General features: G+C 68.1%; 12 protein-coding genes. 6 read left to right on the top strand and 6 right to left on the bottom strand.

Annotated features, from left to right (window positions below; genetic code table 11):
* Positions 1-133 precede the first annotated feature (133 nt).
* From K9D25_RS06860 to K9D25_RS06875, 4 genes are all read left to right on the top strand, one after another.
* Positions 134-1,237, top strand: coding sequence for an ABC transporter ATP-binding protein (locus tag K9D25_RS06860; protein ID WP_244450115.1), 1,104 nt, complete (start codon positions 134-136; stop codon positions 1,235-1,237).
* 48 nt (positions 1,238-1,285) lie between these two features.
* Entirely contained in the window at positions 1,286-2,332 is a 1,047-nt protein-coding gene (locus K9D25_RS06865) for an ABC transporter substrate-binding protein (protein WP_244450116.1), read from the top strand.
* Positions 2,333-2,495: 163 nt separating this feature from the next.
* On the top strand, positions 2,496-3,752 hold the full coding sequence (locus tag K9D25_RS06870) for an ABC transporter permease (RefSeq protein ID WP_244450117.1): 1,257 nt from the start codon (positions 2,496-2,498) through the stop codon (positions 3,750-3,752).
* A gap of 5 nt (positions 3,753-3,757) precedes the next feature.
* A complete protein-coding gene (locus K9D25_RS06875) occupies positions 3,758-4,585 on the top strand; it encodes an ABC transporter permease (RefSeq protein ID WP_244450815.1) in 828 nt (275 codons plus the stop codon).
* Between the two features lie 41 nt (positions 4,586-4,626).
* Here the strand turns inward: K9D25_RS06875 and K9D25_RS06880 are convergent, their stop codons facing one another.
* Positions 4,627-5,922 carry an NAD(P)/FAD-dependent oxidoreductase gene (locus tag K9D25_RS06880; RefSeq protein WP_244450118.1) on the bottom strand — a complete coding sequence of 432 codons (1,296 nt, stop codon included), beginning with the start codon at positions 5,920-5,922 and terminating at the stop codon, positions 4,627-4,629.
* Between the two features lie 57 nt (positions 5,923-5,979).
* Positions 5,980-7,308: an NAD(P)/FAD-dependent oxidoreductase gene (locus tag K9D25_RS06885; RefSeq protein ID WP_244450119.1), complete on the bottom strand. Its 1,329-nt coding sequence runs from the start codon at positions 7,306-7,308 to the stop codon at positions 5,980-5,982.
* Between the two features lie 359 nt (positions 7,309-7,667).
* Here K9D25_RS06885 and K9D25_RS06890 point away from each other — a divergent pair, with 359 nt between their 5' ends.
* Positions 7,668-8,420 (top strand): outer membrane protein, encoded by a 753-nt coding sequence (locus tag K9D25_RS06890; RefSeq protein WP_244450120.1) that lies wholly within the window; start codon positions 7,668-7,670, stop codon positions 8,418-8,420.
* 192 nt (positions 8,421-8,612) lie between these two features.
* Here K9D25_RS06890 and K9D25_RS06895 read toward each other — a convergent pair whose 3' ends face one another.
* Positions 8,613-8,891: a hypothetical protein gene (locus tag K9D25_RS06895; RefSeq protein ID WP_244450121.1), complete on the bottom strand. Its 279-nt coding sequence runs from the start codon at positions 8,889-8,891 to the stop codon at positions 8,613-8,615.
* A 380-nt stretch (positions 8,892-9,271) separates the two neighbouring features.
* Between K9D25_RS06895 and K9D25_RS06900 the strand changes: the two genes are divergently transcribed.
* Positions 9,272-9,544 (top strand): hypothetical protein, encoded by a 273-nt coding sequence (locus K9D25_RS06900; RefSeq protein ID WP_244450122.1) that lies wholly within the window; start codon positions 9,272-9,274, stop codon positions 9,542-9,544.
* Positions 9,545-9,555: 11 nt separating this feature from the next.
* Here K9D25_RS06900 and K9D25_RS06905 read toward each other — a convergent pair whose 3' ends face one another.
* The 3 genes from K9D25_RS06905 to K9D25_RS06915 form a co-directional block, all read right to left on the bottom strand.
* A complete protein-coding gene (locus K9D25_RS06905) occupies positions 9,556-10,881 on the bottom strand; it encodes an NAD(P)/FAD-dependent oxidoreductase (protein WP_244450123.1) in 1,326 nt (441 codons plus the stop codon).
* A gap of 35 nt (positions 10,882-10,916) precedes the next feature.
* On the bottom strand, positions 10,917-13,253 hold the full coding sequence (locus tag K9D25_RS06910; protein ID WP_244450124.1) for a glucose/quinate/shikimate family membrane-bound PQQ-dependent dehydrogenase: 2,337 nt from the start codon (positions 13,251-13,253) through the stop codon (positions 10,917-10,919).
* Positions 13,254-13,432: 179 nt separating this feature from the next.
* The gene (locus K9D25_RS06915) at positions 13,433-13,618 is read right to left on the bottom strand and encodes a hypothetical protein (RefSeq protein WP_244450125.1); all 186 of its coding nucleotides are present in this window, start codon (positions 13,616-13,618) and stop codon (positions 13,433-13,435) included.
* Between the last annotated feature and the right edge of the window lie 44 nt (positions 13,619-13,662).

The raw sequence follows: 13,662 nt of genomic DNA on the forward strand, positions 1-13,662 counted from the left end.
CTTCGCCGCCTCCGGTGTCCTTCCCCTTCCGCTTGGCACGACCTTTGCGGAAGCAGAGGCAGGCGGAAGCCCGGGTCGGCGATGGAAGTTCGCCGTTCCGGGCCGTTCCGCGCGGCTCGTCCGAGGAGGAAGCATGAAGCTTGCGGTCAGCGCCAATGACAGTTTCGTCGAGTTCGCCGGCGTGCAGAAGAGCTATGACGGCGAAACGCTTGTCGTGAAGGACCTCAGCCTGCGCATTCGCCGCGGCGAATTTCTCACCATGCTGGGCCCGTCCGGCTCGGGCAAGACGACGACGCTGATGATGCTCGCCGGCTTCGAGACGCCGACCTCCGGCGACATTATGCTCGACGGCGCCCGTATCGACGCGCTGCCGCCGGAAAAGCGCAATATCGGCATGGTGTTCCAGAACTACGCGCTGTTTCCGCATATGAGCGTGGCGCAGAATGTCGGCTATCCCCTCAAGGTGCGGGGCCGGCCGAAGGCGGAGATCGCCGACCGCGTCGCCAAGGCGCTCGACATGGTGCATCTCGGCAGCTTCGCCGCGCGCATGCCGGGCCAGCTGTCCGGCGGTCAGCAGCAGCGCGTCGCGCTGGCGCGGGCGCTGGTGTTCGAGCCCAAGCTGGTGCTGATGGACGAGCCGCTCGGCGCGCTCGACAAGCAGCTGCGCGAACACATGCAGATGGAAATCCGCCATCTGCACGAGCGGCTCGGCATCACCGTGGTCTATGTCACCCACGACCAGAGCGAGGCGCTGACCATGTCGGACCGCGTCGCCGTGTTCAATGCCGGCATCATCCAGCAGGTGGCGCCGCCCTCCGAACTCTATGAATACCCCGCCAATTCCTTCGTCGCCCAGTTCATCGGCGAGAACAACCGGCTGCCCGGCCGCATCGAGGCCGCCAATGGCGCGCTGTGCTCGGTGGTGCTCGCCAATGGCGATGTCGTCACCGCCACCCTGACCGAAGCGGCCGGGGTGGGCGAGAACTGCCTGCTCTCCATCCGGCCCGAGCGGGTGAAGATCGCCCCGCCCGGTGGTTCGCTCGACAATCATTTCGAGGCCGTGATCGCCGAGACGATCTATCTCGGCGACCATGTGCGCGTGCGCTGCGTGCTCGATAGCGGCGCCGAAATGGTCGTCAAGGTCGGCAATGTCGAGGACCGCCCGGTCCTCACCGTCGGCTCCCGCATCCCGCTGGCATGGCGCGCGCAGGATTGCCGCGCCCTCGACGCGGCCTGAGACCTCCGCCCCCAGACCTTCGCCCCCCTAGACCCAAAGGGAATGACCATGCAGTTGAAGTCGCTGACGATGACCCTCTCCGCGCTCGCCCTCGCGGCGACCTGCGGCACCGCCTTCGCGGCGGACGGCCTCACCATCACCTCCTGGGGCGGCGCCTATCAGACCAGCCAGGACGAGGCCTATTACAAGCCCTACACCGCCAAGACCGGCACCAAGATCACCCAGGAAGAGTATAATGGCGAGGCGGCGCGCATCCGCGCCATGGTCGAATCCGGCAACACCACCTGGGATGCCGTCGATGTTGACGCCGCCACCGCGCAGCAGGGCTGCGACGAGGGGTTCCTGACGCCGATCGACTATTCCAAATTCGGCGGCGAGGGTGCCTTCGTGAAGGGCTCCACCTTCGAATGCGGCATCCCGACCATCATCTATTCCACCATCTACGCTTATGACGCCGACAAGATTAAGGACGGCCCGAAGACCATTGCCGGCCTGTTCGACACCAAGACCTGGCCGGGCAAGCGCGCGCTGCAGAAGACTCCCTTCGGCAATCTCGAATTCGCGCTGATGGCGGACGGCGTGCCGGCCGACAAGGTTTATGAGACGCTGAAGACCAAGGAAGGCGTCGACCGCGCCTTCAAGAAGCTCGACACCATCAAGAAGGACATCGTCTGGTGGGAAGCCGGCGCCCAGCCGCCGCAGCTGCTTGCCTCCGGCGAAGTGGTGATGGCGACCGCCTGGAACGGCCGCATCTTCAACGCCAACAAGGTCGACAAGAAGAACTTCAAGATCGTCTGGGACGGCCAGCTGATGGACTATGACCTCTGGGCGATCCCCAAGGGAGTGAAGGACCTCGACGCGGTCTACAAGTTCATCCAGTTCGCCTCCAGCCCGGAGGCGCAGGCCGCGCAGACCAAGTACATCTCCTATGGCCCGGCGCTGCTCGCCGCCACGCCGCTGGTCGCGCCCGACATCCTCAAGGACCTGCCGACCGCGCCGGAGAACGCCAAGACCGCGCTCGCCAACGATCCCGTCTTCTGGGGTGACAACAAGGAAGAACTGCTGAAGCGCTTCAACACCTGGATCGCCCAGTGACCCCGGGCGCGCCGGCGGCTAGCCGCCGCGCGTCCTGACCACGCGCCCGCTCCCTTTGGGGGCGGGCGGAAGGCGGGCCGGGGCTCTCGGTGCCCCGGCCGCTCACCGACCGCGCCGCCCTCCGGGGCAAGGCCGCGGCAGCAACCGAGGGGGATTTCTCGACATGGCCGTGGCCGCCCTTCCGGGCGAGGCCGGACCCGCTGGGGACCGCACCTCGCTCAAGACCAAGCTCCGGCGCGCCGAGCGGGTGAACCGCCTGCGCTCCTTCTCTCTTGTCGCCCCGCTGCTGCTGTTCGTGCTGGCGGTGTTCGCGCTGCCGATCGGGCTGATGCTGGTGCGCGCGGTGGAGAACACCGAGGTGCGCGAGACCATGCCCCGCACCATCGCCGCGCTCGACGCGTGGGACGGGCGGGAGACGCCGGGCGAAGAGGTGTTTGCCGCCTTCGCCGCCGATCTCGTGCAGACGCAGAAGGACCGCACGACCGCGCTGGTGGGCAAGCGCATCAATTACGAGGTGCCGGGCGCCCGCTCGCGCTTTCTCAAGGCCGGCCGTCTCGTCGATGCCGGCGGTGGCGGGCCGTGGAAGGAGAAGTTCCTCGCCAGCGACGCCGAATGGGGCTCGGTCGAGTTCTGGGCGATCATGAAGCGGGCGGGGCAGACATTCACCCCCTATTATCTCCTCACCTCGGTCGACCTCCGGCAGGACGCCACCGGGGCGGTGACGACGAATTTCGCCGACCAGTCCATCTTCATCGACATCTTCATCCGCACCCTCTCCATCAGCCTGGTGGTGACGCTGGCGACGCTCGTGCTCGGCTATCCCGTCGCGCATCTGCTGGCGATCCTGCCGCCTCGCCACGCCAATGTGCTGATGATCCTGGTGCTGCTTCCCTTCACCACCTCCATTCTGGTGCGCACCACGGCGTGGATCGTGCTCCTGCAGAGCAATGGCGTGCTCAACGACATCCTGCTGGCGCTGCACCTGACGACGGAGCGGGTGCAGCTGATCTTCAACCGTTTCGGCACGGTGCTGGCGATGACCCATATCCAGCTGCCCTTCACCATCCTGCCGATCTATTCGGTGATGAAGTCGATCCCGCCCTCGCATCTGCGGGCGGCGCGGTCTCTGGGCGCCGGGCCGCTCACCGCCTTCGTCTCGGTCTATGTGCCGCAGACCCTGCCGGGCGTGGGCGCCGGCTGCCTGCTCACCTTCATCCTGTCGCTCGGCTACTACATCACCCCGGCGCTGGTCGGCGGGCCGCAGGACCAGATGGTCAGCTATTTCGTCGCGCTCTACACCAACCGCGAGATGAACTGGGGCCAGGCCTCGGCGCTCGGCGGCATCCTGCTGATGATCACGCTGGTGCTCTATGCGGTGTTCAACCGCGTGGTCGGCATCGACAAGGTAAAGCTGGGTTGATCGACATGCTGGCACCGTCCTACGCCACCCCGCGCGAGAAACTGGCCTATTTCCTCTTCGCCGTGTTCTGCACGCTGGTGTTCCTGTTCCTCGTCGGCCCGATCCTGGTGATCATGCCGCTCTCCTTCTCCAGCGAGCCCTGGTTCACCTATCCGCTACCGGGGCTCAGCCTGCGCTGGTACATCGATTTCTTCACCGATGAGCGCTGGCGCATCGCGCTGCAGAACAGCGGCATCGTCGCGGTCTTCTCCACCCTCATCGCCACCGGGCTTGGCACGCTCGCCGCGCTTGGCCTGTCGCGCGGAAATGTGCCCTTCGCCGGGCTCATCCTCTCGATCCTGATCTCGCCGATGATCGTGCCGGTGGTCATCGTCGCGGTGGCGATGTTCTTCGGCTTCGCGGCGGTGGGGCTGAACAACACCTATCTCGGGCTGGTTCTCGCCCACGCCATCCTCGGCACGCCTTTCGTGGTCATCACCGTGACGGCGACGCTCACCGGCTTCGACCGCTCGCTCACCCGCGCCGCCGCCTCGCTCGGCGCCTCGCCCTGGACCACTTTCCGCACGGTGACGCTGCCCCTGATCGCGCCGGGGGTCACCTCGGGAGCGCTGTTCGCCTTCGTCACCTCCTGGGACGAGGTGGTGGTGGCGCTGTTCCTCGCCAGCCCGGACCAGCGCACCCTGCCGCGCCAGATGTTCTCGGGCATACGCGAGCAGATCTCCCCCACCATCACCGCCGCCGCGACACTGCTGGTGGTGTTTGCGGCCCTGCTGATGCTGACCCTGGAACTGCTGCGCCGCCGCTCCGAGCGGCTGCGCGGCACGGGCGGCTGAGAAGAGGCAACCGATGGGAAGGGCGGCGGGGCCGCCTTTCCTCAGCTCCCGAAGCTCTCGCGCAGACGGTCCCATTTCAGCCGCGCCTTCACCGCCAGCGGCCAGGCGGCATGGCCGAGGATCGGCCGGATGCGGGTGACGGGCAGGTCGAGCGCCTCGGCCCCGCCCCCGGCGGCGTGGCGGGCCAGCATGCGCCCGGTGGCGGTGGCCATGGCGACACCGCGGCCATTATAGCCAAGCCCGATGGTGAGCCCCGGCTCCGGCTCGTGCAGATGCGGCAGGTGATCCCAGGTCACCGCCACCTGTCCGTTCCAGCGATGCGTCCATTCCACTGACCTGAGCACCGGGAACATCCGGGTGGCCTGGTCGACGAGCGCGCGAAAATCCTCCGGCGCGGTGGCTGGCCGCAGCACGCTGCGCCCGCCCATGACGAAGCGCCCGGCATCGTCCAGCCGGTAATAGGCATAAGAAGCCGACATCTCGTACAGCACCACGCCGTTCGGCATGATCGGCGCGGCGAGCGCCGGGGGCAGCGGCTCGGTGGCGGTGATGGAGGAATAGACCGGGATCACGCTGCGCCGCAGGCCGGGCCAGAGGTCGTCGCTATAGCCATTGGTGGCGAGTATCACCCGCTCGGCCGTGACCCGGCCGCCCGGCGTGTCGATCAGCCAGCCGCTGCCCGCCTTCGCCAGCCGCAGCGCCGGCGTGTCGGTGAACAGGCGCGCCCCCGCTTTCAGGGCGGCCCGGGCGAGGCCGCGGCAATAGGCGAGCGGGTTCACCTGTCCGCCGCGCCGGTCATGCGCGCCGAGAGGATAGAAGCCCGTGCCGGTGAGGCGGGCCATCTCCGTGCCCTCGGCGATCACCACATCGGCGCCGCGCGCCGCCCATTGCCGCTGGAATTCGCGCACGCCCTTGGCGGCACGCTCCGACAGCGCCGCGCGCAGCGTGCCGCCGCGCTTGGGCGCACAGTCGATGCGGTGGCGGGCGATGAGGTCGAAGACGAGGCCGGGAGCCTCATCGCCGAGCCGCACCATCCGCCCGCCGAGCTCGGCGCCGAAGCCGCGCTCCAACTCCTCCGGCTCCCATTTCAGCCCGGGATTGACCTGCCCGCCATTGCGGCCGGAGGCGCCCCAGCCGATCTGGCTCGCTTCCAGCACCAGCGTGTCGACGCCGGCCTCGGCGAGGTGCAGCGCGGCGGAGAGGCCGGTATAGCCGCCGCCGATGATCGCTACCCGGGCGGCCGTGTCGCCCGCCAGTGCGGCGGTTTCCGGCGCGGGCGGGGCCGTCTCCCGGTAGAGCGAGCGCGGCAGGGGGCGGCGGGCGAGGGTCTGGACCATGGGCGTGTTCCGCTGGGGGTGACGGATCGGCGGGTGGGCGGCTCGACGGGTGGCGGGTCAGAGCCCCGCCATCGGGCGCGGCCGCGAGCCGTCGAAGAAGCGCGACAGGCGATAGGGCGCGGGATCGGCGATGGGCGTGGCGCCGGTGACGAGATCGGCGACGAGGTGGCCGGCGCCCGGGCCGATGCCGAAGCCATGGCCGGAAAAGCCGGTGGCGACGATGAGGCCGGACACCGTGTCGGCCGGGGAAATCACCGGCACCGCGTCCGGCGTCGCATCGATGAAGCCGGCCCAGCTCTGCACGATCCGCGCCTGCGCGAAGGCCGGAAAGCGCCGCTTCAGCGCGGCGAAAGCCTGGTCGAGATAGCCCTGGTCGGGCGTGGGATCGAGCACCCGCGCCGCCTCATAGACCGAGGGCTCGTCGAAGGGACGCCGCGCGCTCTCGCGCCATTCGGTGACGAAGCGCGGCCCGAGCCGCAGCCGCAGCGAGGCGAATTCCATCTGCAGCGCGGGCAGGAAGGGCAGGGCGAAGCGGAAGCTGTCCGGCACGATCGGCACCACGTTCACATGGCCATTGGCGATGGTGTAACCCCCATCTTCCCGGCGCCGGAAGGCGAAATCATGGTCCCACAGCGCCGGGGTCGGGCCGCCTTCCACCGGCGAGGTGCGCAGCACGCTGGCCCGCACCTTCAATTGCGGCAGGTCGATGCCGACATCGCGCAGCACGCGTCGCGTCCAGGCGCCGCCGGCCACCACGACGTTGGGTGTGACGATGCGCCCGCGCTCGGTCACGGCGGCGATGACCTTTCCGCCGCCGGTCTCCACGCCACGCACGGCGCAATCGGTGAGGATCACCGCCCCGCGCTTTCGCGCCGCCTCGGCAATGGCGGGGGCGGCCTTCTGCGGCTCGGCCCGCCCGTCGGACGCGCACCAGAGCGCGGCCGGCGGCGGCTTCGTATCGCCGGGTATATGCTCCGCCAGCCGGGACCCGCTGAGCATCTCGGCATGAATGCCGGCGCCGGCGGCCTCCTTCACCCAGTCGGCGAAGGAGGCTTCCTTCTTCGCGTCATTGGCGGCGAACAGGATGCCCGCCGTGGTGAAGCCGGTGGCCGCGCCGATATGCGCGTCCATGCCGCGCCAGAGCCGCAGCGCCTCGCGGATCAGCTCGAATTCGCGCGGGTCGCGCTTGGCCTGGCGGCACCAGCCCCAATTGCGGCTCGATTGCTCGCCGGCGATGTGGCCCTTCTCGCACAGGACCACTTTGAGGCCGCGCTCGGCGAGATAGAGCGCGCTGGTGGTGCCGATGATGCCGCCGCCGACGATCACCACGTCGGCATGGGTCGGGCAGATGGGGTCGGAAGCGACGGGTACGACCTGGGGTCCCATGATGGCCTGTTCACGCTGGTACGGACGTCCGGCCTTCATGCGCCGGGCGGGACGCCAACGCTAGCAAAACCAGTGCCAGGGTGATGCCGGGCGCCGGCAGCGTTAGGACCTACACTGCGCGGCTTCCGCTGAGGAAAGGTAAAATAATCTTCGCAAGATAAAGATCATGATACCGTATCCGAGTCATTCTGTGCGAATGCCAATCTAAAATGTACGGTGTAATCGTAGTGATTGACGTAACATGGTACGGTATCGCTCCGATTTTCATTTCAATCTGGGCGAGTGTTGCTCATTTGCACTACGCGAATCCCGTCAATTCGTTACATTTCCCGCAATGCAATCACACTGGGGGAAGCGAAATGAAGAATGTACTGCTGGGAGCCGTCCTGATGAGTGCCGCCATGCCGGTGGCGGCGATGGCGGCGGATCTGCCCTATCCGACCAAGGCCGAAGTCATCGTAGCCGAGCCGATGTTCTCGTGGACCGGCTTCTATCTCGGCGCCAATGTCGGCTTCGGCGGCAATGATTTCGACTACCCGTTCTCGGTCACGGCTGACGGGCTGCCCGTCGCCAGCGGTTCGGCGACGGTGGATTCGAGCGGCTTCTTCGGCGGCGCGCAGATCGGCTACAACTATCAGTTCATGAACAATGTGGTGCTCGGCGTCGAGGCCGATTTCCAGTGGTCAGGCATTGAAGGCAAGGCGGATGCCGGCCTGTCCGTTCCGCTGATCCCGACCAGCGCGTCGGTCTCGGCCGGCTCGGAAGTCGAGTGGTTCGGCACCATTCGCGCCCGTCTCGGCTATGCCTTCGACCATCTGCTGGTCTACGGCACCGGCGGCGCGGCCTATGGCAAGGTGAAGCACAGCATCGGCATCACCGCTCCGGGCCTCCTGTTCAGCGAGTCCGCTGACGACACCAATTGGGGCTGGACCGCCGGTGGTGGCTTCGAATACGCCATCAACAACAACTGGACGCTGAAGACCGAATATCTCTATGTCGATCTCGGCGAGAACACGGCGATTGCCGGTTTCCTGGCCCCGGGCGTCTATGGCGCGCTGGATGCCAAGACGACCTTCCACACCGTCAAGGCCGGCCTGAACTACAAGTTCTGAGCGCCCTTCTCCTCGGGCGTGCAATGAAAGGGCCGCGCAAGCGGCCCTTTTTCTTGGGCTTCATCCAGGGGAAACGAGCTAGAGCACGCGCCGATCAGCTTGCATCGCAAGCTGATCGGGTAACGCGTTCTCTATCAATACTTTAGAGACTGATTCACCGATCAGGTTGATTCAACCTGATCGGATCAGGCTCTAGCGGCGCGATTCCTGCGCGCGGAAACTCGGCAGGGCGCGCAGGGCGAAAGAGGTGAGATGCTCGGGATCGCGCAGCCCGGATTTCGCCCCTTCGAGGACGGCGAAGGCGAGCAGGCTGCGAATGCCCTCGCCGAGGGCGAGGCGCTGTGAAGCCTCCTGGCAGGCGCGGGTGAAGGCGGTGTCGAGCAGCGCCACATCCTCGGGCTCATAGGCGGCCCCGGCCAGCGCCTCGTCGATGGCGAACGGACTGTTGGTCGCGGACATCTCGAACGACATGCGCCGTCTCCTTGCCGGGGGAGTTCAGAGAAAGCGCGACGAGACAGGCCCGAACTCTCCCAGTCGCCGGCGTGCTGGTGATCACCGACGATGTCCCACTGTAACACGGCTCCGGCCCCGCCGGCGGGCGAGGGATACCATCGCGTCGCCTTCGGCCGCGGGCGCGCCCGGCAGGGTTGCACGCATGCGCGGCCATCGTCCCTCGCCGCTAACACCTTTCGATCATGCGGGAACCTTCGCCCGCTCCGGCCGTAAGAGAGGAGGCATTGCGCCTGCCATCAGGTGATGCCGCCAATGTACGCGCGAATGTGATCCACATCGCTACCTCGCACGTAGTGTTTCACTTGAGGTGCGTAAGTCTATGTCAAACGAGGCGTGAAATGGTCCGTACGATCCAGGCGAAGGGGTGGCTGCGCGCCAGCGACTTCGGCTCGGCGACGGCCAGCTTCGAGATCCGCTTCGAAAGCGACGGCGCCGTCGGCGAAGTGCGGTCGGAACTCGCCGTCCTCACCGAGGCCAAGGCGGCGGGCCGCGCCAATCTGGTGACGGAAGCCGGCCGCTGGATCGCCATCCGCCCGCTGGAGATGTCCGGCAACCGCCTGACCTTCCGCGTGCTGGAGGACGAGGCGACGCTCAACCGCTGTTTCGCCTGACGCGGGCGGCCTCATCCCGGCGGGTGCAGATGTTCCGGCTCCGGCCCAATCTCGCGCACCGGCGCGGGTTCGACATCGCCGGTGATCAGCCGGGCGGCGCGCTGATAGGTGAGGTAGTTCCACAGCCAGGACATGGCGACGGTGATGCGGTTGCGCGCGCCGACCAGAAAATAGACGTGGACGAGGCCCCAGAACATCCAGCCGAGAAAGCCGGTCAATTCAATCCGCCCGAGCTTCACCACCGCCGCATTGCGGCCGATGGTGGCGAGGTCGCCGGCATGGCGGTAGCGAAAGCCCGGCGCGGGGTAGCCGGAAAGCCGCGCCGCGACCACGGCGGCGACATGGTCGCCCATCTGCTTCGCGGCCGGGGCGATGCCCGGCACCGGCCGCCCCTCGCGATCCGTGACCGCCGCCGTGTCGCCGATGACGAAGATATCGGGCGCGCCCGGCACGCTGAGATCGGGCGCGACGCGGCAGCGTCCGGCGCGGTCGGGGGTGACGCCGACCCATTCCGCCGCCGGCGAGGCCCGCACCCCGGCCGCCCAGATCTTGGTCGCGGCGGCAATGGTGTCGCCGCCCTCCAGCGTCACATGGTCGGCGCCCATATCGACCACCGGGCGCCCGGTCATCACCTCGACCCCCATCGCTTCCAGCCGCTCGCGCGCATGGGCGGAAAGCCGCTCGGGCAGAGCGGGGAGCAGGCGCGGGCCGGCCTCGATCAGCAGGATGCGGGCGGTGCGTGGGTCGACGCGCTTGAAGTCGGGCGCCAGCGCGTGGCGGGAAATCTCGGCGATGGAGCCAGCCAGTTCCACGCCCGTCGGCCCGCCGCCGATGATGGCGAAGGTGAGCAGGCGCCGGCGGGTTTCCGGCGCGGAGGCGACCTCCGCCCGCTCGAACGCGAGGAGGATGCGCCGGCGTAGCTGGGTGGCGTCCTCGATGTCCTTCAGCCCCGGCGCGAAGCGCGCCCATTCCGGCTGACCGAAATAGGAGTGCGTCGCCCCGGTGGCCAGCACGAGGAAATCGAAGCGGATCGGGCCTTCACTCGTCAGGAGTTCGCGGCGCGCGCGGTCCACGCCCTCCGCCCGCGCCATCACCATGGTGATGTTGGCTTGGCGCGAGAGGATATGGCGGATCGGCCAGGCGATATCCGCCGGGGAGAGGGTGGCGGTCGCCACCTGGTAGAGCAGGGGCTGGAAGCAGTGGTAATTGTGCCGGTCGATCAGCGTCACATTCACCGGCGCCTTGGCCAGCCCGCGCGCCGCCTCCAGCCCGCCGAACCCGGCGCCGACGATGACGACATGCGGGCGCGCCGCCGCGCTTTTCTCAGCCTCGCTCACTCGTCTTCCCCCGGTTGACCGCTCGGGTCCGCACCTTAGCGCGGCAAAGTGTAGGCGATGACATAATCGCCCGCCTTTGTCCCGATGGAGCCATGCCCGCCCGCCACCTGCACGATGAACTGGCGTCCGCCCGCCTCATAGCTCATCGGCGTCGCCTGCCCGCCGGCCGGCAGGCGCTGCTGCCAGAGCTGGGCGCCGGTGGTGACATCATAGGCGCGGATATAGTCGTCGATGCTGGCGGCGAGAAAGGCGACGCCGGAGCCGGTGAGCAGCGGCCCGCCAATGCCCGGCACCCCCATCGGGATCGGCGGCAGCGGGAACGGTCCGGCATCGCGGATGGTGCCGTTCTTGTGCATCCATATCTTCGCGCCGGTTCGGAGGTCGACGCCCGCGACATAGCCCCAGGGCGGCGCCTGGCAGGGCAGGCCGAGCGGCGAGACGAAGGGGCCCATACGCACGCCGTATTTGCCACCCGCATTGACGTTCAGCCCGGCCTCGCCGGCATTCACCTGTTCGTCGGCATCGATTTCGTCAGAGGGCACCAGCTGAGAGGTGAAGGCGAGATAGGTCGGCATGCCGAACATCACCTGCCGCACCGGATCGACCGCCACCGAGCCCCAGTTGAACGTGCCGAAATTGCCGGGATAGACCAGCGTGCCTTGCAGCGAGGGCGGCGTGTAGCGGCCCTCATAGCGCAGCTGGCGGAACTTGATGCGACAGGCGAGCTGGTCGAGCAGGCTCGCGCCCCACATGTCGGTCTCGCGCAGCGGTTCGGGGGCGAAGCTCAGCGCCGAGACCGGCTGGGTCGGCGCGGTCCAGTCGCCCTCGACGGCGCCGCCGGGCGCGGGCACCTCGCTCACGGGCAAGATCGGCGTGCCGCTGCGACGGTCGAGCACATAGATGTCGCCCTGCTTGGTCGGCTGAACCAGCGCCGGCGTGGTGCCCTCGGCCGTGGCGAGGTCGATCAGCACCGGCTGCGCCGGCACGTCCATGTCCCAGAGGTCGTGATGCACGGTCTGGAACACCCAGCGCACGGCGCCGCTGGCGATGTCGAGCGCGACGACCGAGGAAGAGAAGCGCTCCACCGCCGGGCTGCGATGCGCACCGAACTGGTCCGGCGTCGCATTGCCGAGCGGGATATAGACGAGGCCGAGCGCGGGATCGGCGCTGAACACCGACCAGCTATTGGGCGAGTTGGCCGTGTAGGTCTCGTCCGGCCCCAGCAGGGTGGTGCGTTCGGGATTGCCGGAATCCCACGCCCAGACCAGCGTGCCGCTCCGCGCGTCATAGGCGCGGATGACGCCGGAAGGCGATTCCATGTCGTAATTATCGTTGACCGAACCGCCGATGATGACGAGGTCGTTCACCACGGTGGGCGGCGAGGTGGAATAGTAGAACCCGCTCTTCTGGTTGGGCATGTTCGCCCACAGATTCACGGTGCCGTTCTCCCCGAAGCCGGGGCAGGTCGCGCCGGTGAGCGCGTCGAGCGCGATCAGCCGCGCGTCCGAGGTGGGCAGGAACACCCGCGCCGTGCAGGCCGGGGCGGCGGCGAGGTCGGCCTCGGTCACCGCGCTGTCGCGGTAATAGGAAAGCCCGCGGCAGGTCTGGTGCTGCCGGTTGGGGTCGAGCCCGTCCTTGGCATCGAAGCGCCAGCGTTCCGCGCCGGTCTCGGCGTCGAGGGCGATGGCGATATGGTGCGGGGTGCAGAGATAGAGCAGATTGCCGATCTTCAGCGGCGTCACCTGATAGGTGGTCTCGTCGACATCGTCCGGGCCGCGCACATCGCCGGTGCGGTAGGTCCAGGCGACTTCCAGCGCCTCGACATTGGCCGGTGTCACCTCAGCGAGTGGCGTGTAGCGCTGGCCGGCGAGGGTGCGGCCGTAATGATGCCATTCGCCAGCGGGCACGTTCCCGTCTGGCGCCGTCGCGCCGCCGGTCTGTGCCCGCAACTGGCCCTCAATGACATGCGGGTCGCGCAGCAGCGCCGCGCCAGCGACACCGACGCAGCCCACCACGACTAGCGCCAGCACCGCGCGGCCGGCGTTCCATCCGCGCGATCCCACCGCCCAGGGCGTGAGCAGCCACAGGCCGAGCAGCACCAGCAGCCCGCCGCGCGTGGCCAGCGGCCACCAATCGAGCCCCACCTCCCATAACGCCCAGCCGAGCGTGCCTGCGAGCAGAAGCGCATAGACCAGCCGCGCGCTTGTCCGCTGCCGCCAGACCAGCACGGCGCAGAGGATCAGCCCGAGCCCGAGTGCCAGGTAGAACGGGCTGCCGCCCAGGGTTACGAGCCAGCCTCCGCCCCCAGCCAGAAACAGGCCGATCAGCCCCAGAAGCAGGGCGGTGACGAGGGAGGAGGGGGAAACGCGCATCGGCCAGCCTTCCGGTCCGGGAGAAGGGTGCGAGGCGCCCGACCCTGGACGGCGAGACCGGCCCGAGCCGTCGCTCATCGCGACGGGGCCGCGTCGCCGGAGCGGCGCGGATGCCGGGCTAACGGGCGAGCGGGCGATGCGTTCCCGCCTGGGTGAAGCCGAAGGGCGCCGTCCGCTGGCTAAAGCGCGGCGCTCCGGGTGAGGGCCGGCTGCGGCTGGCTCAGGCTGCTGCGTGGATTCTCGTCATCCAGCACGAAGAAGGAGTTGATGAACCAGATCACGGCTATGGCGGCGATCAGGCCGAGCGCGAAGCTCAGGGCGGTGCGCTGGGGCCATGGATTCCCCTCTCGGATAAACGGATTCATTTGCCGGCAATCAATGCCCTTGGCCGGCGGGGAGGTCACGAGGC

Origin of the sequence: Ancylobacter polymorphus (assembly GCF_022836935.1) — a bacterium.
Lineage (GTDB): Bacteria > Pseudomonadota > Alphaproteobacteria > Rhizobiales > Xanthobacteraceae > Ancylobacter > Ancylobacter polymorphus_A.

Bases quoted from the DNA above. Each gene is read 5' to 3' on its own strand.
- K9D25_RS06860 (WP_244450115.1), top strand. From the start codon at position 134: ATGAAGCTTGCGGTCAGCGCCAATGACAGTTTCGTCGAGTTCGCCGGC.
- K9D25_RS06865 (WP_244450116.1), top strand. From the start codon at position 1,286: ATGCAGTTGAAGTCGCTGACGATGACCCTCTCCGCGCTCGCCCTCGCG.
- K9D25_RS06870 (WP_244450117.1), top strand. From the start codon at position 2,496: ATGGCCGTGGCCGCCCTTCCGGGCGAGGCCGGACCCGCTGGGGACCGC.
- K9D25_RS06875 (WP_244450815.1), top strand. From the start codon at position 3,758: ATGCTGGCACCGTCCTACGCCACCCCGCGCGAGAAACTGGCCTATTTC.
- K9D25_RS06880 (WP_244450118.1), bottom strand. From the start codon at position 5,922: ATGGTCCAGACCCTCGCCCGCCGCCCCCTGCCGCGCTCGCTCTACCGG.
- K9D25_RS06885 (WP_244450119.1), bottom strand. From the start codon at position 7,308: ATGGGACCCCAGGTCGTACCCGTCGCTTCCGACCCCATCTGCCCGACC.
- K9D25_RS06890 (WP_244450120.1), top strand. From the start codon at position 7,668: ATGAAGAATGTACTGCTGGGAGCCGTCCTGATGAGTGCCGCCATGCCG.
- K9D25_RS06895 (WP_244450121.1), bottom strand. From the start codon at position 8,891: ATGTCGTTCGAGATGTCCGCGACCAACAGTCCGTTCGCCATCGACGAG.
- K9D25_RS06900 (WP_244450122.1), top strand. From the start codon at position 9,272: ATGGTCCGTACGATCCAGGCGAAGGGGTGGCTGCGCGCCAGCGACTTC.
- K9D25_RS06910 (WP_244450124.1), bottom strand. From the start codon at position 13,253: ATGCGCGTTTCCCCCTCCTCCCTCGTCACCGCCCTGCTTCTGGGGCTG.
- K9D25_RS06915 (WP_244450125.1), bottom strand. From the start codon at position 13,618: ATGAATCCGTTTATCCGAGAGGGGAATCCATGGCCCCAGCGCACCGCC.